At 73.4% G+C, this 22,917-nt stretch carries 22 protein-coding genes; 12 read left to right on the top strand and 10 right to left on the bottom strand.

What is annotated here, in order from left to right; genetic code table 11:
• Positions 1 to 58: 58 nt before the first annotated feature.
• Positions 59 to 2,506, top strand: a complete 2,448-nt coding sequence (locus tag OG440_RS33700; RefSeq protein WP_406010527.1) for a right-handed parallel beta-helix repeat-containing protein — start codon at positions 59 to 61, stop codon at positions 2,504 to 2,506.
• Positions 2,507 to 2,511: 5 nt separating this feature from the next.
• Here OG440_RS33700 and OG440_RS33695 read toward each other — a convergent pair whose 3' ends face one another.
• Positions 2,512 to 4,881, bottom strand: coding sequence for a hypothetical protein (locus OG440_RS33695; RefSeq protein ID WP_406010526.1), 2,370 nt, complete (start codon positions 4,879 to 4,881; stop codon positions 2,512 to 2,514).
• Between the two features lie 281 nt (positions 4,882 to 5,162).
• Here OG440_RS33695 and OG440_RS33690 point away from each other — a divergent pair, with 281 nt between their 5' ends.
• The gene (locus OG440_RS33690) at positions 5,163 to 5,993 is read left to right on the top strand and encodes a DeoR/GlpR family DNA-binding transcription regulator (RefSeq protein WP_406010525.1); all 831 of its coding nucleotides are present in this window, start codon (positions 5,163 to 5,165) and stop codon (positions 5,991 to 5,993) included.
• A 55-nt stretch (positions 5,994 to 6,048) separates the two neighbouring features.
• Positions 6,049 to 6,519 carry an SRPBCC family protein gene (locus OG440_RS33685; RefSeq protein WP_406010524.1) on the top strand — a complete coding sequence of 157 codons (471 nt, stop codon included), beginning with the start codon at positions 6,049 to 6,051 and terminating at the stop codon, positions 6,517 to 6,519.
• Between the two features lie 49 nt (positions 6,520 to 6,568).
• On the opposite strand, the gene OG440_RS33680 is transcribed toward OG440_RS33685, so the two are convergent.
• The gene (locus OG440_RS33680; protein WP_406010523.1) at positions 6,569 to 7,693 is read right to left on the bottom strand and encodes a PLP-dependent cysteine synthase family protein; all 1,125 of its coding nucleotides are present in this window, start codon (positions 7,691 to 7,693) and stop codon (positions 6,569 to 6,571) included.
• 397 nt (positions 7,694 to 8,090) lie between these two features.
• On the opposite strand from OG440_RS33680, the gene OG440_RS33675 reads away from it, so the two are divergent.
• Both OG440_RS33675 and OG440_RS33670 read left to right on the top strand, forming a co-directional pair.
• Positions 8,091 to 8,414 (top strand): hypothetical protein, encoded by a 324-nt coding sequence (locus OG440_RS33675; protein WP_406010522.1) that lies wholly within the window; start codon positions 8,091 to 8,093, stop codon positions 8,412 to 8,414.
• A 217-nt stretch (positions 8,415 to 8,631) separates the two neighbouring features.
• The gene (locus tag OG440_RS33670) at positions 8,632 to 9,168 is read left to right on the top strand and encodes an ATP-binding protein (protein WP_406010521.1); all 537 of its coding nucleotides are present in this window, start codon (positions 8,632 to 8,634) and stop codon (positions 9,166 to 9,168) included.
• An 84-nt stretch (positions 9,169 to 9,252) separates the two neighbouring features.
• Here the strand turns inward: OG440_RS33670 and OG440_RS33665 are convergent, their stop codons facing one another.
• The 3 genes from OG440_RS33665 to OG440_RS33655 are packed head-to-tail and all read right to left on the bottom strand — an operon-like array spanning position 9,253 to position 12,859.
• A complete protein-coding gene (locus OG440_RS33665; RefSeq protein ID WP_406010520.1) occupies positions 9,253 to 11,814 on the bottom strand; it encodes an ABC transporter permease in 2,562 nt (853 codons plus the stop codon).
• Positions 11,811 to 12,569, bottom strand: a complete 759-nt coding sequence (locus OG440_RS33660; protein WP_406010519.1) for an ABC transporter ATP-binding protein — start codon at positions 12,567 to 12,569, stop codon at positions 11,811 to 11,813. Before OG440_RS33660 ends, OG440_RS33665 begins: the two co-directional genes overlap by 4 nt.
• Entirely contained in the window at positions 12,566 to 12,859 is a 294-nt protein-coding gene (locus OG440_RS33655) for an SHOCT domain-containing protein (RefSeq protein WP_406010518.1), read from the bottom strand. The genes OG440_RS33660 and OG440_RS33655 overlap by 4 nt, the downstream gene beginning before the upstream one ends.
• Positions 12,860 to 13,072: 213 nt before the next feature.
• On the opposite strand from OG440_RS33655, the gene OG440_RS33650 reads away from it, so the two are divergent.
• Genes OG440_RS33650 through OG440_RS33640 form a run of 3 tightly spaced genes read left to right on the top strand, consistent with a single transcriptional unit; the run spans position 13,073 to position 15,164 of the window.
• Positions 13,073 to 13,666, top strand: a complete 594-nt coding sequence (locus tag OG440_RS33650; protein ID WP_406010517.1) for a TetR/AcrR family transcriptional regulator — start codon at positions 13,073 to 13,075, stop codon at positions 13,664 to 13,666.
• Positions 13,667 to 13,674: 8 nt separating this feature from the next.
• Entirely contained in the window at positions 13,675 to 14,259 is a 585-nt protein-coding gene (locus OG440_RS33645) for a DUF4865 family protein (protein WP_406010516.1), read from the top strand.
• Positions 14,256 to 15,164, top strand: coding sequence for a phosphotriesterase (locus tag OG440_RS33640; protein WP_406010515.1), 909 nt, complete (start codon positions 14,256 to 14,258; stop codon positions 15,162 to 15,164). The genes OG440_RS33645 and OG440_RS33640 overlap by 4 nt, the downstream gene beginning before the upstream one ends.
• A 45-nt stretch (positions 15,165 to 15,209) precedes the next feature.
• Here the strand turns inward: OG440_RS33640 and OG440_RS33635 are convergent, their stop codons facing one another.
• A complete protein-coding gene (locus tag OG440_RS33635; protein WP_406010514.1) occupies positions 15,210 to 15,632 on the bottom strand; it encodes a PPOX class F420-dependent oxidoreductase in 423 nt (140 codons plus the stop codon).
• 37 nt (positions 15,633 to 15,669) lie between these two features.
• The gene (locus OG440_RS33630; RefSeq protein ID WP_406010513.1) at positions 15,670 to 16,554 is read right to left on the bottom strand and encodes an NAD(P)-dependent oxidoreductase; all 885 of its coding nucleotides are present in this window, start codon (positions 16,552 to 16,554) and stop codon (positions 15,670 to 15,672) included.
• A 212-nt stretch (positions 16,555 to 16,766) separates the two neighbouring features.
• Here OG440_RS33630 and OG440_RS33625 point away from each other — a divergent pair, with 212 nt between their 5' ends.
• The 3 genes from OG440_RS33625 to OG440_RS33615 all read left to right on the top strand — a co-directional run bounded on the left by OG440_RS33625 (position 16,767) and on the right by OG440_RS33615 (position 18,807).
• A complete protein-coding gene (locus OG440_RS33625; protein ID WP_406010512.1) occupies positions 16,767 to 17,303 on the top strand; it encodes a hypothetical protein in 537 nt (178 codons plus the stop codon).
• Between the two features lie 56 nt (positions 17,304 to 17,359).
• Complete coding sequence (locus tag OG440_RS33620) at positions 17,360 to 17,944, top strand: TetR/AcrR family transcriptional regulator (protein ID WP_406010511.1); 585 nt, start codon at positions 17,360 to 17,362, stop codon at positions 17,942 to 17,944.
• Between the two features lie 95 nt (positions 17,945 to 18,039).
• Positions 18,040 to 18,807 (top strand): SDR family NAD(P)-dependent oxidoreductase, encoded by a 768-nt coding sequence (locus OG440_RS33615; RefSeq protein ID WP_406010510.1) that lies wholly within the window; start codon positions 18,040 to 18,042, stop codon positions 18,805 to 18,807.
• A gap of 120 nt (positions 18,808 to 18,927) precedes the next feature.
• Here OG440_RS33615 and OG440_RS33610 read toward each other — a convergent pair whose 3' ends face one another.
• Positions 18,928 to 20,172 (bottom strand): ROK family protein, encoded by a 1,245-nt coding sequence (locus OG440_RS33610; protein WP_406010509.1) that lies wholly within the window; start codon positions 20,170 to 20,172, stop codon positions 18,928 to 18,930.
• Between the two features lie 27 nt (positions 20,173 to 20,199).
• Positions 20,200 to 20,862 (bottom strand): alpha-ketoglutarate-dependent dioxygenase AlkB family protein, encoded by a 663-nt coding sequence (locus OG440_RS33605; protein WP_406010508.1) that lies wholly within the window; start codon positions 20,860 to 20,862, stop codon positions 20,200 to 20,202.
• A gap of 78 nt (positions 20,863 to 20,940) precedes the next feature.
• Between OG440_RS33605 and OG440_RS33600 the strand changes: the two genes are divergently transcribed.
• Positions 20,941 to 22,080, top strand: coding sequence for a methyltransferase (locus OG440_RS33600; protein WP_406011532.1), 1,140 nt, complete (start codon positions 20,941 to 20,943; stop codon positions 22,078 to 22,080).
• On the opposite strand, the gene OG440_RS33595 is transcribed toward OG440_RS33600, so the two are convergent.
• The gene (locus OG440_RS33595; protein ID WP_406010507.1) at positions 22,067 to 22,909 is read right to left on the bottom strand and encodes a ketose-bisphosphate aldolase; all 843 of its coding nucleotides are present in this window, start codon (positions 22,907 to 22,909) and stop codon (positions 22,067 to 22,069) included. The genes OG440_RS33600 and OG440_RS33595 overlap by 14 nt on opposite strands.
• Between the last annotated feature and the right edge of the window lie 8 nt (positions 22,910 to 22,917).

Here is a 22,917-nt window from a genome sequence, read left to right as displayed (position 1 = left end):
TCCGGCCGAAGCATTCGGCATCAACCCGCGTACCACGAGGTGGGGGCACATCAACGCCATGGCACAGGGCACGGTCCAGGTGACGCACACCGGCACATCGAGGTGGCGGCGCCGCACGGGTGAGTACGCGTCGCTCGCCGCCGCCCTGGAGGCCGCGGCCGAGGGTGACGTCCTCACCATCGCTCCGGGAACCTACCGGGAGAACCTGGTCGTGGAGCGGTCGGTGACACTGCGCGGCCCCGAGTGCTCCCCCGGTTCCGTGCGCCTCGCGCCCTTGGACGGGGTGCCGTTGACCGTGCGCGCCTCGGCGGTGGTACAGGACCTGCACGTGGAGGGCCAGGACGCGGCCGCGCCCGCGGTGCTCGTCGAGGAGGGCACCCCGGAGCTGCTGGACCTGCGGATCGTCACGCGGTCCGCGGCCGGCATCGAGGTGCGGGGCAGTGCCCGCCCGACGGTGCGGCGGTGCACCGTCGACAACCCCGCGGGCATCGGCATCGCGGTGGTCGACGGCGGCGGCGGGGTCTTCGAGGAGTGCGAGGTCGTCGCGGCGGGTCAGGCCGGCGTCTCGGTGCGCGGCGGAGCCCACCCGAGGCTGGAGCGCTGCCGGGTGCACCACACGTCGGGCGCGGGTCTCAGCGCGACCGGCGACAACTCCTCACTGGAGGCGGTGGGCTGCGAGGTCTACGAGGTCAGGGGCAGCGGTGTCCAGATCACCGCCCGGGCCACCGCGCACCTCACCGATTGCGATGTGCACCGCACGACGTCCGACGGCGTCACGCTCGACACGGACGCCGTGCTGACCCTGGCCGACTGCCGTATCCACGACATCCCGGAGAACGCGGTCGACCTGCGTTCCCGTTCCGTACTCACGCTGACCCGCACGACGGTGCGTCAGTTCGGTCGCAACGGGCTGTCGGTGTGGGACCCGGGCACCCGCGTGGACGCCAACCAGTGCGAGATCTTCGACAGCACCGGCGACTACCCGGCCGTCTGGGTCAGCGACGGCGCCACCGCGGTCCTCGACTCCTGCCGGGTGCACGACGTGCCCGACGCCCTGTTCGTCCTCGACCGGGGCTCCCGCGCGGACGTCGTGGACAGCGACCTGTCCCAGGTGCGCAACACGGCCGTGTCGGTGAGCGACGGGGCGACCGCCCAGCTCGACGACTGCCGGATCCGGGACGCGGCGACCGGCGCGTGGTTCCGCGACCACGGCAGCGGCGGCACGCTCAACAACTGCACCGTGGACAGCACGCAGACCGGAGTGATCGTCACCAAGGGCGCCGATCCCACCGTCGAGCGCTGCACCGTCGACTCCCCCGCCGAGGCCGGATTCTACGTGTCGGCCGGCGGCCGCGGCACCTTCCTGAACTGCCGGGTGACGAACAGCGGCGGCTACGGCTTCCACGTGATAGACGGCAGCCGTACCACGCTGCGCAAGTGCCGTACGGAGCGCTGCGCGCGCGGCGGTTACGAGTTCGCCGACGCCGGGGCGGACGCGGGTTCGGGCTCCGGTCCCGTGGTCGAGGACTGCACCGGCGACGAGAGCGCGGGCGTACGGGCGGCCGGGGCCGCGACGGCGCCGGAGACGGTGGTGCAGGCGACCTCCCCATCACCGGGTCTGCTGGGTGCGGTCCCCGAGCAGCGGGTCACCGAGCCGGAGGCGCGGCGGGCCGCCGGCGAGCCGGAGCCGTCGACGCGTTCCTCCAAGGACGTGCTCGGCGAGCTGGACACGCTGGTGGGTCTGGAGAGCGTCAAGCGCGAGGTGCGGGCCCTCATCGACATGATCGAGGTGGGCAGGCGCCGTCAGCAGGCCGGGCTCAAGGCCGCGTCCGTCAAGCGCCATCTGGTCTTCACCGGCTCCCCCGGCACCGGGAAGACGACGGTCGCCCGTCTCTACGGCGAGATCCTCGCCGCCCTGGACGTCCTGGAGAAGGGCCATCTCGTCGAGGTGTCCCGCGTCGACCTGGTCGGCGAACACATCGGCTCGACGGCGATCCGCACCCAGGAGGCCTTCCAACGGGCGCACGGCGGTGTGCTGTTCATCGACGAGGCGTACGCGCTGTCGCCGGAGGACGCGGGCCGCGACTTCGGCAAGGAGGCCATCGACACCCTGGTGAAGCTGATGGAGGACCACCGGGACTCCGTGGTGGTGATCGTGGCGGGCTACACGGCGGAGATGGAGCGCTTCCTCTCGGTCAACCCCGGTGTGGCGTCCCGTTTCTCACGGACCATCACCTTCGGCGACTACGGTCCCGACGAGCTGTTGCGGATCGTGGAACAGCAGGCCGAGGAGCACGAGTACCGGCTCGCCGCGGGCACCGCGGACGCCCTGCGCAAGTACTTCACGGAACTTCCCAAGGGACCCGCCTTCGGCAACGGGCGTACCGCGCGCCAGACGTTCGAGGCGATGGTGGAACGGCACGCGAGCCGGGTCGCCCAGGTGGCGGAGCCGAACAAGGACGACCTGACCCTGCTGTACGCGGAGGACCTGCCCGAGCTGCCCTGATCCGTTCAGGCGCGCTGCACGGGCAGCTCCGGTCGCAGCCGGCCCAGCAGCTTCTCGCGCTCCTGCGCGAACGCCGGGTCGGCCTGGTAGTCGGAGTGGCCCAGGATGGGCGCGGGCAGCGGGTGTTCCTCGTCGCGGCCGTACGCCAGCGGGTCTGCGAGGGGCTCGCGGTCCACCTGGGGCCCGCAGTCGTCGCCGGTCAGCCGGACCGGGCCCCCGATGGGGTCGGTGAGCCGGTACAGGTTGCGCCAGCAGGCGATGTCCTCGTGCAGGGCGGCGAGCGCGGCCGGACCGAAGTGGGCCGGGAACCAGCGGCCGTAGAGGCGCTCGATCGGTGAGCCGTAGGTGAGCAGGGCGACCCGTTTGCGGTCGGAGGGTGTCAGCTGCCAGGCCGCGGCGGCCGCGAGGACGCTGCCCTGGGAGTGACCGGAGATCACCAGCCGTCCGCCCGTGGCGCGGGTCCAGCTCGCCATCCGCCAGGTCAGGTCGGGGACGGCACGCTCGGCGTAGCAGGGCGGGGCGAAGGGGTGCGCGGCGCGCGGCCAGAACGTGCCGACGTCCCAGAGGATGCCGATCGTGCGCCGCGCGGAGGCGTCCTTGTAGGCGCGTCGGCCCCAGGTGACGAAGAGGACGAAGCCGAGGCCGATGAGCCAGGAGCCCATCGCCTGTGCGGTCTGGGCGACGCCCTGGACGAAGGGCGGGGCTCCGTCCCCGGCGCGGACCGGGGTCTTCCCGGTGCCGAAGGCGCCGACGAGCGCGCCGGCGCCCAGAAGCAGCGTCGCGGTGGAGATCACGGCGACGAGGAGGGGACCGCGGTCGGTGAGTGTGGCCATCGCGCGGGCGCGGGCGATGCGACGGGTGCGGGCCGGGTCGCCTCGCCCGACACCGTAGGCGCGGCCCACCGCTTCCTGTTCGGCCCGGGTGAGCGACCAGGTCTGCCGGGCGAGCAGTGCGCACAGCACCAGCAGGACGACGAGCAGTACGGGGATCACGGCCGCCTGCCAGATCAGCAGCACGGGCGGTCCGTCGAGGAAGGTCCCGGTGCCGTCCAGCCAGTCCGACACCCGCTGCGACACTCCGCCGGACATCACCCCGCCGAGCGCACAGGCCAGCATCGCGACAGCGGGCCCACCGAGCCCGCGCAGGGCGCAGCGCTCCTGCTGGGCGAGCTGAACCCGCTCGACGGCGGTGTCCCCGTCCGCGGGCGGGGATTCCGGCGCGGACGCCGGCGCGGACGCGGAGCGCTCACGCGGGCAGTGGTGCAGGACGCGGGCGACGGCCGCGAGGGCGATCACCAGGGCGCCCTGGGCGAGGGCGAGGCCGCCGAAGGTCGCGTCGCCGGGGAGCCTGCCGTCGGAGTGCCAGCCCGGGCGCTCCCATCCGGCGTACACCAGGGTGAGGGCGAGCAGGACGAGGGCGGCCGACGGCAGCCGGTGCACGAGGTGCGCGTCGATACGGCGGTCGAGGCGGTGCTCGCTGCGGCCCCGGCGGCACACCACCCACACCGTGGCCAGCGCGCCCGCCACCAGGGACGCCTCCAGCAGCCGGCCGAGGGCGTCGAGGAGGGCGGGGCCGCCGGGCCGGCGGTCCTGTCGTACGGCCGCCGTGCCGACCGCGGCGGCCACGGTCAGCAGTCCCGCCGCGGTGTGTGCCGCGCGCAGGCGGGCCACCAGCCGTCGCCCGTACCAGAAGCCGGGCCGGCCCAGCGCGGTGTGGCCGGGGCCGTTCTCGGGTTCGGCGGCGCGGTCGAGGGGCTCCTGGGACTCGTACGCCCGCCAGGTGCGGTGGGAGAGGTACCACAGGAGCCCGACGAGGGCGGTCGGGACCAGGGCGGCGAGGGCGAGCCGGCGGCCCGGCAGGCTCCACCAGCCGCCGTCGGAGACCGCCGGTGAGAGGAAGCCCAGCCAGGAGTGACGTTCGGCGCACGCGGTCGTGCCCGCGCACTGCCAGGCGGTCAGGTCGAGGGCGACCTCGCAGGCCGCGGCGACGAGCAGCACGGTCAGGCTGAGCGCCGCGAGCCGCACGAGCAGTCCGTACAGACGCACCGCGCGCAGGCCCTCGCGTGCGGCGGGGCGCATCCAGTGGGCGAGGTTGACGACCATGAACGGCAGCAGCAGGAGCCACAGGGCGCGGGTGCCGTTGCCGGAGGTGAGGTTGGACCAGACATAGGCCTCGGGAACCGGGGCCGCGCGGCCTCGGTCGTCGGCGGGGCCGGTCTCCGCGCCGACGTCGTCCGCGCGCCGGAACACGGCCGCCGTGTCGTCGCCGGTGATCCGCACCGTGCGCGGGTCGTTCAGCATCTTCTCGGGCGTGGCGCCGCCCACGCCGTGGACCAGGAGTTCCAGGGCCGTTCTGTCCGCTGAGGCACGTTCCACTGTTCGCACTTCCCCCGTGACACGCCTTCGACATGCGTCCGTGCGGACTTAAGGATCGCCACTTCCAGGGCGTGATACACCTCCCGTCACGGAACCTCCCCGGCCCCGCTGGGGAACGCCCACTCCACAGCTGAGTGGCATGCACGCGTCGGGGTGGTGGACCAGCTGTGAGCCGGCCGTGCGAGGATGGGACGCCCCCGCACCGGAATCGGCGAGAACGGCCTCGTCGGAGCAGGTGAGCGGGCCTGTCGGACGGGTCGAGGGAAAGGACCGGAGCGTACGTGAGTGAGAATCAGAACCTCCTCGCGGAGCAGCGCCGCGCCCTGATCCTGGACGAGGTACGCCGCCGGGGCGGCGTACGGGTCAACGAGCTGACCCGCAAGCTCGGCGTGTCGGACATGACCGTGCGCCGCGACCTCGACGCGCTGGCGCGCCAGGGTGTCCTGGAGAAGGTGCACGGCGGTGCGGTGCCGGTGGTGGACGCGAGCACCCACGAGCCGGGCTTCGAGGCGAAGTCGGGTCTGGAGCTGACCGCCAAGGAGGACATCGCGAAGGCGGCGGCGGAACTCGTCGCGCCGGGCAGCGCGATCGCGCTGTCGGGCGGTACGACGACGTACGCGCTGGCCCACCACCTGGTGGACGTGCCGGATCTGACCGTGGTGACGAACTCGGTGCGGGTGGCCGATGTCTTCCACGTGGCGCAGCGCACCTCGGGCCCCCGGCAGGGCGCGGCCACGGTCGTCCTGACCGGTGGGGTGCGTACGCCGTCCGACTCGCTGGTGGGTCCGGTCGCCGACCAGGCCATCGCGGCGCTCCACTTCGACGTCCTGTTCCTCGGTGTGCACGGCATATCGGCCGAGGCCGGTCTGTCGACGCCGAACCTCGCGGAGGCCGAGACCAATCGGCGCCTGGTGCAGTCGGCGCGCCGGGTCGTGGTGGTCGCGGACCACACCAAGTGGGGTGTGGTGGGCCTGAGTTCGTTCGCGGCGCTGGAGCAGGTCGACACGCTGGTGACGGACGCGGGACTGCCGGAGGCGGCCCGTGTGGAGGTCTCCGAGCATCTGCGGCGGCTGGTGGTCGCGGGCGAGCCCGGTGAGGGTACAGACATCTGAGGGGCCTGCGGCTAGGGTGACGCACCCGTTTCCTCGCCCTGAGGAGGTCGCGCACATGGCTCACCGGCTGCGTCCCGAAGGACTCGCCTTCGTCGAGTCCGCTCCCGTACGGCTGGTTTTCACCCGGGAGATGTCCGCTCCCCCCGAGCGCGTCTTCCGTGCCCTCGCCGAGGACGTGTCCGGCTGGGCGCAGTGGTTCCCGGGCGTGACGTCCATCCGGCCTCTGGACGACGGCGCGGGACGCGACGTACGGCTCACCGGCGGCGGGCGTTTCCGGGAGACGGTGCTCGTGGCGAAGGAGGCGGAGCTCTACGCCTACCGTGTGGACGTGACCAACGCGCCGGGCCTGCGCGCGCTGGTCGAGGAGTGGCGGCTGTCGCCGGCGGGGGCGGGTACGCGGGTGCAGTGGACGTTCGGCGCCGACGGGAACGTCGCCTTGCGGGCGGTCCTTCGGCTGGCCGGGGCCGGTCTGGGGCGGTCGTTCCGGAACGCGGTGACCGCGCTGGACCGCCGGCTCACCCCCTGAAGCGCCCGGCCCCGCCCCGGCCGGTCCGCCGGGCGCGCGTACCGCCGGGTCAGGCCTGCCACACGCCCGTGGCCAGCAGCGATTCGATCGCGGTGGTGTAGGGGGCGATGTCCAGGCCCTGCTCGGCGAGCCAGGTGTCGGAGTAGTACTTGTCGAGGTAGCGGTCGCCCGGGTCGCAGAGCAGGGTGACGACGCTGCCGCGGTGGCCGTCGGCCACCATCTCAGCGACGATCTTCAGCGCGCTCCACAGTCCGGTGCCGGTCGAGCCGCCCGCCTTGCGGCCGATGGCCCGCTCCAGGGCGCGTACGGCGGCGACGCTGGCCGCGTCCGGGACCTTCATCATCCGGTCGACGGCGCCGGGCACGAAGCTGGGCTCCATGCGCGGCCGGCCGATGCCCTCGATGCGTGAGCCGCAGTCGCAGGTGACGTCCGGATCGCCGGTGGTCCAGCCCTCGAAGAAGCACGAGTTCTCCGGGTCGGCGACGCAGACGCGGGTGTTGCGCTGGGTGTAGTGGACGTACCGGGCGAGGGTCGCGGAGGTGCCGCCGGTGCCGGCCGTGGCCACGATCCAGGCGGGCTCCGGGAACCGCTCCAGCTCCAGTTGCCGGAAGATGGATTCGGCGATGTTGTTGTTCCCGCGCCAGTCCGTGGCCCGTTCGGCGTAGGTGAACTGGTCCATGTAGTGGCCGCCGCTGTCCGCCGCGAGGCGGGCCGACTCCTCGTACATCGTGCGGGAGTCGTCGACGAACTGGCACCGGCCGCCGTGAAACTCGATCAGGCGGATCTTCTCGGCGCTCGTCGTGCGCGGCATGACCGCGATGAAGGGGACGCCGATCAGCTTGGCGAAGTACGCCTCGGAGACGGCCGTCGAACCGCTGGACGCCTCGATCACCGGGCGGCCCGGCCGGATCCAGCCATTGCACAGGCCGTAGAGGAAGAGCGAACGGGCGAGCCGGTGCTTGAGGCTTCCGGTGGGGTGGGTCGACTCGTCCTTGAGGTACAGGTCGATGCCCCACTTCTCGGGGAGCGGGAAGCGCAGCAGATGGGTGTCGGCCGAGCGGTTGGCGTCGGCCTGGACCTTGCGGACGGCTTCTTTCAGCCAGTCGCGGTAGGCCGTGTCGCTGCGGTCGACGTCGAGCGTGGCACCGGTCCTGCCGGGCTGGGGGGTGGTCACGGCTGGGCTCCTTGGGGCTTCGCGCCGACGGTGGTCCGCGCGGTCGACGCACCGATCATAAGCACCAGTCACACGCTTCTCACCTGCATAAACACACCTTTGAGGGCCTCAAAGGCGGCCCTGGGGGGCGGCTTTAAGTGCACGGGGGCGCATTCCGGCGAATGCTCCGGGCGGGTGGCACCGAGGTGTCGTGCGCACTGGTGCTCGACGCCGGGCGCGGGCAGACTGCACCGGGTCGGGCGAAGGTCCGGGCGGGGCGATGACGCCGGTCCGGACGCGGGTCCCGCACGGGGGCGCACACTGGACCGAGGACGGGTTCGATCACGACGCGGGCTGGATCACGACCCACGCGGGTGCACGGTTCGGCTCGCCCAGGAACTCAAGGGGGCGGGGAGGCATGGCGGAGCCGGAGTTCACGGCCACGGGCGTGCGCATCGGCAAGCGGCTGCGTTCGCTCACCCGGGCCGGACAGGTCCGGATCAGCGACGGCAGGCTGGAGTTGCTGACCAGCTACGGCAGCGAGATCGACAGCGCGCCCGTGCAGGCGGTCCGCGCCTCCAGGCCCTGGTTCGCGCCGGAGGACCGGGCGTTGGCGGACCTCAACGGCCATCGCTATCTGCTGACCCTCGGCGACCACGACCCGGCGCCGGGCGAGCCCGGACCACCCGCGGCGCGCCGCTTCATCGAGGCCGTGCGCAGGGCGGCGGGGCGCGGCGGCTGAGCCGGCGCAGGCCTAGGGGGCCGGACGGGTGAGCGGGCCCACGCGAGTTGCGGCACCGCGGCCCCTGCGCCACTCTGGTCTCACGTCACTCTGGGTTTACCGGCGATAACGCTGCGAACCAGCCCGCCGGCCACGACAGCAGGCGGCCGCCTTGCGCAGACGCTCTGCTCGATCCGAATCCCGTGTTCTTCCGGACCTAAGTCGGGGAGTCGCAGCCGTGATCACCAACCCGAACAGGCACTGCACGGTCGAGCTTCAGGCCCTGCCGTCGCGGATCGGCCAGGTCCGCAGAATCGTATCGGCGCAGTTGCGCTACTGGCATATGGATCCGCTCATAGACCGCGCCGCGCTCGGTGTGACGGAGCTGCTGACCAACGTCCACCTGCACGCGCAGCCCGACAAGACGTGCGTCGTGGAGATGGAGCTGCTGCTCGACCGGCTCACCGTCTCCGTCCGTGACCACGATCCGCGCCTGCCCGTCGTGGGGGCCGTGGACGACGAGGCGCTCTCCACCTGCGGGCGCGGTCTGGCCATGGTGGCGGCGGTGAGCGAGAGCTGGGGCGCCCGGCCGGACGGCGAGTCCGGCAAGGTCGTGTGGTTCACGCTGCCGGCCCCCGTCGCCACCCGGGAGCTGTCGGCGCGTCCGCCGCGTCGTACGCCCCGGGAGCAGGCCGCGCCCCGGTTCACGGAGGTCGTCTCCGTGGACGATCTGCGGCCCGCACATGCCCCCGCCCGGTCGGCCGTCGTCGGCTGACCGGGCGGTGACGTCACCCTCGGGGCGTGCCCGGCCCTGGGGGACGGTGACCGGTCCCCGGGGGGTACGCCGTTCGGGCGTACGTCACTCCGTGGCGATGGCCCGCAGCACGTCCAGACGGGCCGCGCGCCGGGCCGGGCGCAGCCCGGCGAGAGCTCCGGCCGTGACGCCCACCAGGGCCACCACGGCAAGTCGTGCGGGCGGCAGCGCGAAGGCGAAGGCGCTGTCGCTCGCCCCGTCGGAGGCCCGGACCAGCACCCAGCCGAGGAAGGCGCCGAGGGCCAGACCGCCCGCCGTGCCGAACGCCGCGACCAGGACCGACTCCCAGCGGACCATGGCCCGCAACTGGGACCGGGTCTGGCCGACGGCCCGCAGCAGGCCGAGTTCGCGGGTGCGTTCGTGGATCGCCAGGGTCAGCGTGTTGGCGATACCCAGCAGCGCGATGAGGACCGCGAGGGCGAGCAGGGCGTAGACCAGGGTGAGCATCATGTCGATGCCGCCGGCCGAGGACCGCGCGTACTCGTCGCGGGTCTGCACCTCGGGGTTGCCGTAGTGGGCCGCGACCTTCTCCACGGCCGCCTTGCCCTCGGCCGTGCTCACCCCGTCCGCGAAGGAGACGGCGAGCAGGGTGTCGGCGTCCTGGGTGCGGTGCGGGGCCCAGGCCGCGCGGGTGATGACGTAGTCGCCGGCGAGTTCGGAGCGGCTGTAGACCGCCCGTACGGTGAACGTCTTCTCGTCGCCGTCGGTGAAGGCGAGCCGGGTGGTGTCGCCGGTGGCCAGGTGACGGCGGTCCGCCTCCTGCCGGGTGATCGCGATGCCGTCGGTCCTGAGGGCGCCCAGTTCGCCCTGGACGGTGCCGAGGTCGAAGGTGCGGCGCAGTGCGACCGGGTCGGTGACGGTCAACGCCCGTCCCTTCCCGTCGACTTCGGCGACTCCCCGGCCGAGCCCGACGGCCGTGTCCACCTCGGGCAGTGCGCCGAGGGCCGGGGCGAGTTTCGGACTGAGTCCGCTGCCGCCCGCGCCGAAGGAGGGGGTGCTGACGGCCACGTCGCCCGCGAAGGAGCGGGAGACGGTCTGGTCCATGGTCGCCTTGAGGGAGGCCCCGAACACGGTGAAGAGGGAGACCACGGCGACACCGATCATCAGGGCTCCGGCGGTCGCCGCCGTCCGCTTCGGGCTGCGCAGGGCGTTGCGGCGGGCGAGGCTGCCGGTGACGCCCCGCAGCCGGTGCACGGGGCTGCCGAGGACGCGTACGGCCGTGCCGGCGGCGACCGGGCCGAGGACGACGAAGGCGATCAGGGCCAGGACGGCGCCGCCTCCCGCCAGCCACAGGGACGGGGACACCAGGACGCCGGTGAGGGTCACGGCGACGGCGACGGCGAGCAGGACCGCGCCGGTGACGGCGCGCGGGCGGGAGGCACCGGAGGAGTCCACGGCGGTCTCGCGCAGCGCGGCCAGCGGGGCGGTGCGGCCGGCGCGCATGGCGGGCAGCAGCGCGGACCCCAGGCAGACCAGGACGCCGACCACGAGGGGGAGGATCAGCGACAGGGCGCCGATCACCAGGTCGCCCTCGGGGAAGGGGAATCCGATGGCGGGGAACAGGGCCCGCAACCCCGCGGCGACGGCGATGCCGCCCGCGAGTCCGGCGGCCGAAGCGCTCACCGCGACCACGGCGGCCTCGACGAGCGTGGCCTCGGCGACCTGACGGCGGGAAGCGCCGAGCGCGCGCAGCAGTGCGTTCTCGCGGGCGCGCTGGGCCACGACGATCGCGAACGTGTTGTGGATGGAGAAGGTCGCGACCAGCAGTGCCACCCCGGAGAACACCAGGAGGAACGTGGTGAAGACCGTCAGGAACCGGCTGGCGATCATGTCGGTGTTCTCCTGCGCCGCCTCCTGGCCGGTGATGGCCTCGACGCCCTCGGGCAGTGCGGGAGTCAGCCGCTCGACGAGCTCCGCCTGGCTCACCCCCGGGTCGGCGCGCACGACGATGCTCGTCGCCCGGCCCGGCCCGGCCGTGAGGTACCTCTCGGCGTCGGCGCGGGTCATGCCGGTGAAGGTCACCTGGGCCATGCCGTCCTCGCCGCCGAAGGTCGCGAGTCCGACGATCCTCACGCGCACGGGGTCGGGGGTGCGCAGCGTGGTGGTGTCGCCGATCTCCAGGCCGCCCTTCTCGGCGGCGCCCCGGTTGACGACGACCTCGCCGGACCGGGCCGGTGCGCGGCCCTGCGCGAGCCGGTAGGGGTTGAGTTTCGCGTCGGTGATCCAGTTGCCGGCGACCGTGGGCGGCCCCTGGCCGCCGATCGGCTCGCCGTCACCGCCGACGAGTTGCCCCGCGCCCTGGATGTCGGGGGCGGCGGCCGCGACGCCGGGAAGCGCCCCGACGACGCCGACCAGGTTCGTGGGGACGGGTTGTCGCACGCCCTGGCTCTCGCCGGGGGTGGTGATGGTGTCGGCGCCGCGCACGACGGCGTCGGTGCCCGCGGTCGCGTCGCCGAACATCGAGTCGAAGCCGACGCGCAGGGTGTCCCCCATGACCAGCGTTCCGGCCAGGAAGGCCACGCCGAGGAAGACGGCGAGGAAGGTCCCGGCGAAGCGACGACGGTGGGCGCGCAGCGAGGAGAGGCTGAGCCGCAGGGACGCGTTCATGACGGCACCTCGAAGGCTTTCATACGGTCGAGCACGCGGTCGGCGGTCGGGGCCTCCATCCGGTCCACGAGCCGTCCGTCGGCGAGGAAGACGACCTCGTCGGCGTGGGCGGCGGCGACCGGATCGTGGGTGACCATGACGACCGTGCGGCCGGTCCTGCGTACGGTGCGGGCGAGGAGCCCGAGCACCTCTCCCCCGGCGCGGGAGTCGAGGTTGCCGGTGGGCTCGTCGGCGAAGACGACGTCCGGCCGGCGCGCGAACGCCCGTGCCACGGCGACGCGTTGCTGCTGGCCGCCGGAGAGCTCGGAGGGCCGGTGGAGCAGCCGGTCGCGCAGTCCGACGGCGTCCACGAGGGCATCGAGCCACTCCGACCCGCCCCGCTCGCCCGCCAGGTCCAGCGGCAGCCGGATGTTCTCCTCGACGGTCAGGGTCGGCACCAGGTTGAACGCCTGGAAGACGAAACCGACCCGGTCGCGGCGCAGGAGGGTGAGGCGGCGGTCGTCGAGGGTGCGCAGTTCGGTGTCGCCGATGTACGCGGTGCCCGACGTGAGGGTGTCCAGGCCGGCGGCGCAGTGCATCAGGGTGGACTTTCCCGAGCCCGACGGGCCCATGATCGCGGTGAACCGTCCGGCCGGAAAGGCCACGCTCACCCCGTCCAGGGCCCGTACGGCGGTGTCGCCGACGCCGTACACCTTCACGGCGTCGACGACCCGCGCGGCGTTCCGCGTGGCCGTGGTGGCGGTGGCGGTGCTCATGCCGCACCGCCCTTGCCCGTACGGCCGAACTGCTCGTCCAGGACGGACAGCCGCCGCCAGTACTCGTCCTCGTCGATCTCACCGGAGGCGAAGCGACGGCCGAGGACGGCCAGTGGCGCGTCGCCGGTGGGCCGGGTGTCCGCGACCGCGTTCCACGGACCGCGGCGGCCTCGCCATACGGTGCGGCGCAGGAGCGTGACGACGCCCACGACGACGGCCGCCCAGATCAGCGGGAAGAACAGGATCCAGGGGCCGGGTCCGCCACCGTCCCAGTTCGCCAGAGCGTTCATCTCGGGTCATCTCCTCAAGTGGTCCGCCCAGAGGGTCTGGGTGGTGCTTCCAGAGTCCCGCCGGTCGGGGATCCGGGTCGTCGTACGGCCAGCGGCAGTGCGCGTACCCCGACGGGAGTACGCGCGCGTGTGCGCGCTGCCCCTCAAGGGCTGTCCGGTGAGGGCTGCCGGTGGGCTCGACGGCTGTAACTACTAGTATGTACAGTGGATGCCATGAGTACGTCGAGCGCGTCGAACGCGTCGAGCACCGCGGAGCGGCTGATCGAGTCCACCCGCGAGCTGCTCTGGGAGCGCGGTTACGTGGGGACCAGCCCCAAGGCGATCCTGGAGCGTGCGGACGCCGGGCAGGGCAGCATGTACCACCACTTCAAGGGCAAGCCCGACCTCGCCCTGGCGGCGATCCGGCGGACGGCCGACGAGATGCGGGCTGCCGCCGAGGGAGTACTCGACGGCCCTGGCACGCCGTACGAGCGCATCGAGGCCTACCTCACCCGCGAGCGGGACGTGCTGCGTGGTTGCCCCGTCGGGCGGCTCACGATGGATCCGGAGGTGATCGCGAGCGACGAGCTGCGCGAGCCGGTCGACGCGACGATCGACCTGATCCGTGAACGGATCGCGCATCTGGTCGAAGAGGGCAAGGAACAGGGGCAGTTCGGGGCCGGGCTGGACGGCGAGGCGATCGCCGCCACCGTCGTCGCGACCGTCCAGGGCGGGTACGTCCTGGCCCGCGCGTCCGGTTCGCCGGCCGCCTTCGACGCGGGTGTCCGCGGGCTGCTTTCCCTGCTCGCACCTCGACCGACCGCGTAGGAGGTCCGATGCACGCCATGCAGTACGAACGCACCCTGCCCGCCGACTACGACACGGGCGTCATCCACGCGCGCGTGTCCCGTGTGGGGCGTCTGCTCGACGACTGGGAGGGTCTCGGCCTGAAGGCGTACCTGCTGCGCGAACGCGGGGTGCACGGTTCGCCGGTCAACCAGTACGCGCCGTTCTACCTGTGGAACACCGTCGCGGGCATGAACACCTTCCTCTGGGGAGACGGCTTCCGGAAGCTGAGCGACGACTTCGGGCGGCCGACGGTCCGTCAGTGGACCGGTCTGGCGTACGAGGAGGGTGTCGCCGCCGGTTCCCCCGCCCTGTTCGCCGTACGGCGGCGCGAGCCGGTTCCGGAGGAAGCGGTGCTGTCCGAGACGGCGCGGGACGCGGCGGACGAGGCCGGGCGGCTGGCGCGGGAGGAGGGGGCGGTACTCGCGGCGGCGGCCATGGACACGAGCCGCTGGGAACGGGTGTGCTTCTCGCTCTGGGAGCACGACCCGCCTAAGGCCGACGGCGACCTGTTCCAGGTGCTGCACCTGTCGGCGCCGGGGCGGACCGCCCTGGACGGGGGCCGGCAGTGGTGAGCGCCGTGCGGACCGTGCTCGGAGACGTGCCGGCCGGGCGGCTCGGTGTGTGCGACGCGCACGACCACCTGTTCTTCGCCAGCCCCCGGCTGCCCGGTCAGGAGCTGAACAGCCGCTCCGCGGCGGGTGCCGAGCTGGCCGCGTTCCGCGCGCAGGGCGGTGACGCGGTCGTGCAGTGGACGCCGTACGGTCTCGGGCGGCGCGCGGCGGATCTGCCGTCGCTGTCCCGGGAGACCGGGGTGCATGTGGTGGCGGCGACGGGGCTGCACCAGGACATCCACTACGACCGGGCGACGCTCGACGGCCTGCGGCCCCGGCTCGCCGAGACGTTCGTGGCCGAACTGACCGAGGGCATCGGGACGTCGGGGGTGCGCGCCGGGCTCGTCAAGGTCGCGGGCGGGTTCCACGCCCTGGACGCGCACACCCGCTGGACCATGACCGCGGCGGCCGAGGCGCATCACGCCACCGGCGCGCCGATCGCCGTCCACCTCGAACTGGGCACCGGCGCGCTCGACGTGATCGACCTGCTCTGCGGGGAGCTGGGCGTGCCCCCGCACCGGGTGATCCTGGGGCACCTCAACCGCGCGCCCGACGAGGTGGTGCACCGGCAGGCCGCCGAGGCGGGCTGCCGGCTCGCCTTCGACGGCCCGTCACGCGCCCATCACGCCACCGACTGGCGGATGCCGGACGCCGTCCGGGCCCTGGCCGACGCCGGTTTCGGCGACCGGCTGCTGCTGGGCGGCGACACCACGACGGCGGCGGCCCGCTCGGTCGACGGCGGCCCCGGGATGCCGTATCTGCTGCGCCGGGTCCGGCAACGGCTGGCCCTCGCCGTGGGCGAGGAACTCGTCGAGCGGATCCTGACGGAGAACCCGGGGCGGGCCTTCGGCGTCGAGTGGCGCTGAAACGCCGGGCTGGGCTGGACTGGTTGGCCGGCCGGCTGCGGACGCTCATGTGGACGCCTGGTCGTTGTCCTTCAGGGCGCCCCAGCCGTGCCAGCGGTCGATCTCGATCCAGGCGCTGACCCGGGAGCGGACCCGGTCGGGGTACGGCTTGCCCGTGTAGTGGGTGGAGATGCGGTCGATGTCGGCCAGCCCTTCGTCCTCGTACAGCTCTACCGCCCGTCCGATGAGGGTGACGTGCGTGTACCAGCCGTCGGAGTCGAGGACGGTGAGGGTCAGGCGCGGGTCGCGGCGCAGGTGCTTGAGTCGGACCCGCCCCTCGTCCAGGCTGATGAGGACGCGCCCGTCGTCCCAGACGTACCAGGTGGGGGTGGAGACGGGGGCTCCGTCGGAGCGCAGGGTCGCCATCACGCAGGGGTTGGGGCGGCCCAGCAGTTCGACGGCCTCGGGCGGAAGCGGGGGCTTGGACACGGGATCTCCTCGCGGTTCGTGCGTACCGGTCGAAAGCTCAGGCGTTCTTGTCGAAGCTGGCGAAGTAGGCGGCGGCCATGTCCTCGTCGCCGTGGCCCTGAGCGGCGGCCCGCTCCAGGCGCTCGGCGCTCGCCGCCGCCACGTCCAGGCGGACGCCGTTCTCACGGCCGGCCTCGACGATCAGGCGCGCGTCCTTCACCGCCGTCGCGACCGCGAACTGGGCGGGCGAGAGCCGGTCGTCCCGGATCAGGTCGGTCTTCGCCTTCAGGTACCCCATGTCGAGCGGGCCACCCGCGATCAGCGCGAAGAACGCGTTCGGGTCGACGTCCAGGGCCTGCGCCAGGGCGAGGACCTCGCCGGCCGCGGCGGTGGCCGCGATGACCCAGCTGTTGGCCACCAGCTTCAGGCGGGTCGCGCTGCCCTCGCCGCCGTCCTCGCCGGTCCACACCGTCCGCGCGCCCACCGCGTCGAACACCGGCGCCACCGCGTCGCGGTGCTCACCGGGGCCCGCGGCCAGCACGGTCAGCTGCCCCGCCTCCGCGGGTTGCCGGGTGCCCAGGACGGGTGCGTCGAAGAAGACGAGATCGTGTGCGCGTGCGAAGGCGGCCAGGTCGCCGAGGGCTGCCGTGCCGGCGGTCGTCGACTGCGCCCACGCCGCTCCGGCGCGCAGACCGGGAGCGGCCTCGCGCATGACCTCCAGGGCGGCGGGGCCGTCGTAGAGCATGGTGAGGACGACATCCGCGCCCTCGACGGCCTCGGCGGGGGTGCCGGCCACGTGGACGCCGTCGGCGGTGAGCGGCTCGGCCTTGGCGCGGGTGCGGTTCCAGGCGCGCACGGTGTGGCCGGCCCGGGCGAGATTGCGGGCCATGGCGGCGCCCATGATGCCGGTGCCGAGGACGCTCACGGTCAGTTGGTCTGTCATGGCTTCAACCTACTTCGACGCGGCGCCGACCCGGCCGTCCAGCCACGCCTGGTGGCCGTTGAACATGGGGTCCGGCCGGTCAGGACGCGGACCCGGCCGCCGGGCAGCCGATCCCGATGCGCTCCGCGTCCGCGACCGGCTGCGGGCCGTGGCGCGGGGTCGGTGACAACTGGGCAGCGCGGCTTGTCCGTTGGCGCCGGGGGCCTCACGATGTGAGTCTTCTCCAGGGGGTGGCCATGCGGATCCGGTACACGGTCGCGGCCTGCGTCAGCGCGGCGGCACTGGCCTCTTCGACCGGCTGCACGGTGCCGATCGCGGGCGTCGCGGGCATCACGGTGACCGGGAACGGAGAGCCAATCGGCGTGCTGATGGTCTGCCACCATCACGTCGACGCAGCGATCTTGTACGCCGACGACGGCGGCGACGCGTCCGAGGACATGGGGCGCTGGAGCCGCGCCGAGCCGGCCACCGGCTTCGTCACCTGGCCCCTGCACACCGGCGGCGAGGGCTGGAGCGTCGACCGGGCGGTGCCGGCAGCGCTCGAACGGCAGCGCACGTACGTCCTGTACGGGGCGACCGAGGACAACTCGTGGTCCACGGACGACGTGTCCTTCACAGGGGCCGATCTGGCCGCGCTCGCGCCCGGCCGGGTGCGCTACTTCGCGGGTGACGTGCGGGGCGCCGACGACGACGGTTATCTCACCGCCTCGATCGAGGACTTCCGCGCCGACGCCTGCGAGGACGACTGATCCCGCACCGCCCTCCATACTTGACCGTTCGTTCTCGTTTGATCTAGCGTCACCTCATGCCCAGAACCAAGGAATTCGACCCGGACGCGGCCCTGTGGTCGGCGTTGGAGCTGTTCTGGCGGCGCGGCTACGAGGCCACCTCGATGGCGGACCTCGTCGGGCACCTGGGGATCGGCCGCGCCAGTCTGTACGCGACCTTCGGCAACAAGCGCGACCTCTACCTGAAGGCGCTGGACCGGTACGGGGAGACGTACCAGCCGCTGCTCCTGGACGAGTTGTCGCAGCCGGGGTCCGCTCTCGGCGCGGTGCGTGCGGTGGTGCGCCGGTTCGCCGCGGAGGCGACGGACGAGGCGAGCCGGGCGCACGGGTGCCTCGTCACCAACACGGCGGCGGAAATGGCGCCTCACGACGCCGCGGCCGCCCGCCGGGTCGAGCGGAGCTGGGAGCACCTGGAGACTCTGCTGGAGTCGGCGTTGACGCGCGCGCGGGCGCAGGGCGAACTGCCGGCCGGGCGTGATCCGCGCGGGCTGGCGCGCATGCTGCTGGTGCTGCTCCAGGGACTGCGGGTGGTCGGCAAGGCCTCCTCCGATCCCGCGCGGGTGCGGGAGGCGGCGGAGCAGGCACTCACGCTGCTGGACTGACCGGCCCCCGGAAGCCGTCGGGGTCGCCTTGACCGGCCGATCTCGTCGCGTTCACCCGCCCACATATGGGAACGATCGGTCCGGAAAGGACTGTCATGTCTCGGAACCGTTTCTCCGGCCGCACCGCACTCGTCAGCGGTGGTGGCTCCGGTATCGGACGCGCCCTCGCCCTGGCCTTCGCCGCCGAGGGGGCCTCGGTCGTCGTGGCCGGGCGGACCCGCGCCTCGCTCGACGAGACGGTCGGGCTCGTCGAGCGGGCCGGCGGGACCGCGTTCGCCCGGGTCGCCGACGTCTCGCGCGCCGCCGACCTGGACGCGCTCGTCCGGGCGGCCGTCGACCGCTTCGGCTCACTCGACGTCGCCGTCAACAACGCGGGGATCCTGCGGGCAGGACGGCCCCTCGCCGACGTCGACGAGGAGGACTGGCGGTCCATGGTCGACACGAACCTCACCGGTGTCTTCCTCGCCCTGCGGGCCGAGATACGGCAGATGCGGACGCAGGCGCGCGGTGGTGCGATCGTCAACGTGGCGTCCAACATCGGCGTGCACCGGCAGATCGGCGGCCTGACCGCGTACGCCGCGAGCAAGGCGGCCGTGACCGCCCTGACCCGTGGTGCCGCCCTGGACCACATGCGCGACGGTGTGCGCATCAACGCCGTCAGCCCCGGCCCGTCCGACACGGCGATGTCACTGCGGCCCGGCGAGTCCGAGGCCGAACGTGGCCTGCGGATGAAGGAGCAGTCGCCGCTGGGCCGGGTGTCGTCGACCGCCGAGGTGGCCCAGGCGGTGCTGTATCTCGCGTCGGACGACGCGGCGTCCGTCGTCGGCACCGACCTGGTGATCGACGGCGGGGCCGCGCTGTAACCGGACGGCGCGGTGCCGGACTATGCCGTGGCCCGGACGATGCCGTGGCCCGGACGGACGGTGCGATGGGCCGGGCAGTGCGGCGGGCCGGGCCTACCGGGGGTGGCGCCGCGCCGCGGGTCACACGCGGCCCAGCGCCCTCAGGGGATCGTCCAGTACCGGCTGCCAGGCCAACTCGGCCGCGCCGACCAGGCTGTTGTGATCGAGCGAGCAGGCGAGAATCGGCACGCCGCCGCTGCGGCCCCACAGGCTCCGGTCGGCGACCACGGCACGCAGCCGGTCGGGGTCGGCGTCGAGCAGCGTGCGGTGCAGTCCGCCGAGGATGATGCGGTCGGGGTTGAGGATGTTCACCAGACCGGCCAGACCCAGGCCCAGCCGGTCGATCAGGGCTTCGGCGGCCATGCGGACCACCGGGTCGCCGTACTCCTCGCGCACCAGCTCGTTGGCCTGCTGGAGCAGGGAGCCCTCGGGGCCCGGATCGCGGCCCGCGGTGGTGAGCAGGGCGAGCGGGTCGGCCTCGACGTCGAGACAGCCCCGGCTGCCGCAGTAGCAGGGGCGGCCCTCGGGGTTGACGGTGAGATGGCCCACCTCCAGCGCGAGGCCCGAACTACCCGTGTGCAGACGGCCGTCCAGGACCAGCGCGCCACCGACACCCCGGTGCCCGGTGGCCACGCACAGCAGGTCGCGGGCGCCGCGTCCGGCGCCGTGCCGGTGCTCGGCCAGGGCGGCGAGGTTGACGTCGTTGCCCACGAACCCCGGGCCGGTCAGACCGGCGGCGCGGATCCGCTCGGCGAAGATCTCCCGCACGGGCGCGCCCACCGGCCACGCCAGGTGCAGCGGGTTCAGCGCCAGCCCCTCGGGCTCGGTGACCGCGGACGGCACGGCGAGTCCGGCACCCACACAGGGAAGGCCCGTCTGCCGCAGCAGTTCGGCGCCGGCGTCGACGGCCGCGCCGAGCACCTTGGCCGGGTCGGCGTCGACGGTCTCGCAGCTGGGCGTGGTGGCGACGATCCGCCCGCCGAGACCGACCAGTGCGGCCCGGAACCCGTCTGCGTGGACCTGCGCGGCGAGGGCGACCGGGCCCTCCTCCGCGACCTCGAGCCGGTGCGAGGGGCGGCCCTGCGAACCGGCGGCGGCGCCCGGACGCGCGTCGACCCTGATCAGGCCCAGCGCCTCCAGCTCCGCGGCGACCGCGCCGGCCGTCGCGCGGGTGACGCCGAGTTCGGCGGTGAGGACCGCCCGGGTGGGCGCCCGCCCGGTGTGCACGAGCTCCAACGCGGGCCCGAGCGCACCGCGCCCCCGGTCCAGCCGCGCTCTCGAGGTGGTCCCATCCCCCGCCGGCCGGGGGTCCGCCTTGCCGCTCATGAGAGCGAGTCTCCCATGATCCGTTCCTCAGGTGGCGCCGGGGAAGCCGCTCACCCGCAGCGTGATGTTCAGCCGTCCCGTCAAGCCGAGGCCGGCCGGCGCCGTGCCCGGCAGGACCCGCGGCACCCCGTGGTACGCGAGCCTCGACGGCCCCCCGAACACGAACAGGTCGCCGCTGCGCAGCTCGACGTCGGTGTAGGGCCGGGTCCGGGTGTGCGGGTTGCCGAAGCGGAAGACGCAGGTGTCGCCGAGGCTGAGCGAGACCACGGGCGCGTCGGACTTCTCGTCGGCGTCGCGGTGCATGCCCATACGGGCGTCGCCGTCGTAGAAGTTGATCAACGCGATGTCGTACGCGGCTCCGCGGGCCCGCGCCGGTCCCAGCGCGTCGGCCACCGCGCGCCGCCCCAGCTCGCCCAGCCAGGCGGGGAAGGGCTTGACGGGGGCGCCGTCACCGTCGCTGACGGTCCGGGCGTAGGCGTACGGGTACCAGTGCCAGCCCAGACAGACCTGGCGGGCGGTCATCGTGCCGCCGCCGGGCGTACGGACCGTGCGCAGGCCGGCCGGCGGGCGGGCCCAGTCCCGACACGCCCGCAGGAGCTCGCGCTGGTGCGCCGCGTCCACCCAGTCGGGCACATGCACCGCGCCCGCCGCGACCTGCGCACGTTCCCGCGGAAACAGCTCGGAGTCCATGGATCCATCCTCCGCCATGGGTCCGACACCGGGTCTGAGCTGCTGCTCGGTTAGCCTTGCAGCACGATGAACGACCGTATGACGACTCCGTGGGGCGAGGTCACGCTGGCCCGCCACCCCGAGGATCCACGCGAGACGCTGCGCGCCTGGGACGCGTCCGACGCCTACCTGCTCAGACACCTCGCGGAGCGGGACGTCCCGCCAACCGGCACGGTGGTGGTGCTCGGCGACCGCTGGGGCGCGCTGGTCACCGCGCTCGCGGCGTACCGCCCGACGCAGATCACCGACTCCTGGCTGGGCCAGGAGGCGACCCGGGCGAACCTGGCGCGGGCCGGTGTCGAGACCGGCGCGGTCCGGCTGCTCACCACCCGGGACCCGGTGCCGGAGCGGATCGACATGCTCCTCATCCGGGTGCCCAAGAGCCTGGCGCTGCTGGAGGACCAGCTGCTGCGGCTGGCGCCCGCCGTGCACGCGGACACGGTCGTGGTCGGCACCGGGATGGTGAAGGAGATCCACACGTCGACGCTGCGGCTGTTCGAGCGGATCCTGGGGCCGACCCGGACCTCGCTCGCCGAGCAGAAGGCCCGGCTCGTCTTCTGTGCCCCGGACCCGTCGCTGCGCCGTCCCGCCAATCCGTGGCCCTGCTCCTACGACCTTCCCGACGACGTCGGCGGCGCCCTTCCCGGCCGTCCGGTCGTCAACCACGCGGGCGTGTTCTGCGCCGACCGGCTCGACATCGGCACCCGGTTCCTCCTGAAGCACCTGCCGAGGACCAGCGGCGCCCGCCGGGTCGTCGACCTGGGCTGCGGCAACGGGATCGTCGGTACGGCGGTGGCGCTGGCCAACCCGGAGGCCGAGGTGCTGTTCACGGACGAGTCGTTCCAGGCGGTGGCGTCGGCGGAGGCCACGTACAAGGCGAACGGGGTGCCGGGACACGCCGAGTTCCGGGTCGGGGACGGGCTGGCGGGGGTGGCGGACGGCAGTGTGGACGTGGTGCTGAACAACCCGCCTTTCCATTCCCACCAGGCGACGACGGACGCCACGGCCTGGCGGATGTTCACGGGGGCTCGACGCGCACTGCGGCCGGGCGGCGAGCTGTGGGTGGTGGGCAACCGGCACCTGGGCTACCACGGGAAGCTGAAGCGGTTGTTCGGCAACTGTGAACTGGTCGCCGGCGACCGGAAGTTCGTGGTGCTGAAGGCGGTCAGGCGAGGGTGAGACCCACGCCGGTGACGATCCGCTCGACGGTGCGTGCCATGGCCTCCCGGCCCGCACCCAGGTAGGCGCGGGCGTCGACCGCGTCCGGATGTGCCCCCAGGTGGGCGCGGATCGCGCCGGTCATCGCCTGGTTGAGCGCCGTGCCGATGTTGACCTTGGCGATGCCGCCCGTGACGGCGGTCGTCAGTTCGCGGTCCGGGACTCCGGAGGAGCCGTGCAGGACGAGGGGCACGTCGAGGGCGGTGCGGAGCCGTTCGAGCAGTGCGTGGTCGAGGACGGCGGTGCGGGTGGTCATCGCGTGGACGCTGCCGATGGCGACGGCCAGGGCGTCCACCCCGGAGTCGGCCACGAACGCGCGGGCCTCGACCGGGTCGGTGCGGGCCCCAGGCGCATGCGCGCCCTTGCCGCCTATCTCCCCCAACTCGGCCTCGATCCAGAGCCCTTGGGAATGCGCGAGCTCGACGGCCGCACGGGTCGCGGCGAGGTTCTCCTCGTACGGCAGGCGGGAGGCGTCGTACATGACCGAACTGAAGCCCGCGTCGGCCGCCCGGTGGAGCAGGGGGTCGCTCTGGACGTGGTCGAGGTGCAACGCGACCTCGACGGCGGCCCGTTCGGCGGCCACGGCGGCGGCGCGCGCGAGCGGGAGCAGCTGCCCCCGGCGGTAGGCGACGGCGTTCTCGCTGACCTGGAGTACGACGGGCGCGCCCGCGGACTCGGCGCCGGCGATGACGGCCTCGACGTGTTCCAGCGTGATGATGTTGAAGGCGGCCACGGCGGTTCGGGCCGCGTGCGCCCGTACGACCAGTTCGCCGGTGGTGGTGAGCGGCACGGCAGCTC

Origin of the sequence: Streptomyces sp. NBC_00637 (assembly GCF_045161545.1) — a bacterium.
GTDB lineage: Bacteria > Actinomycetota > Actinomycetes > Streptomycetales > Streptomycetaceae > Streptomyces.
The sequence above is the reverse complement of the archived record's forward strand: the minus strand, read 5'-3'. Positions and strand labels throughout refer to the sequence as shown.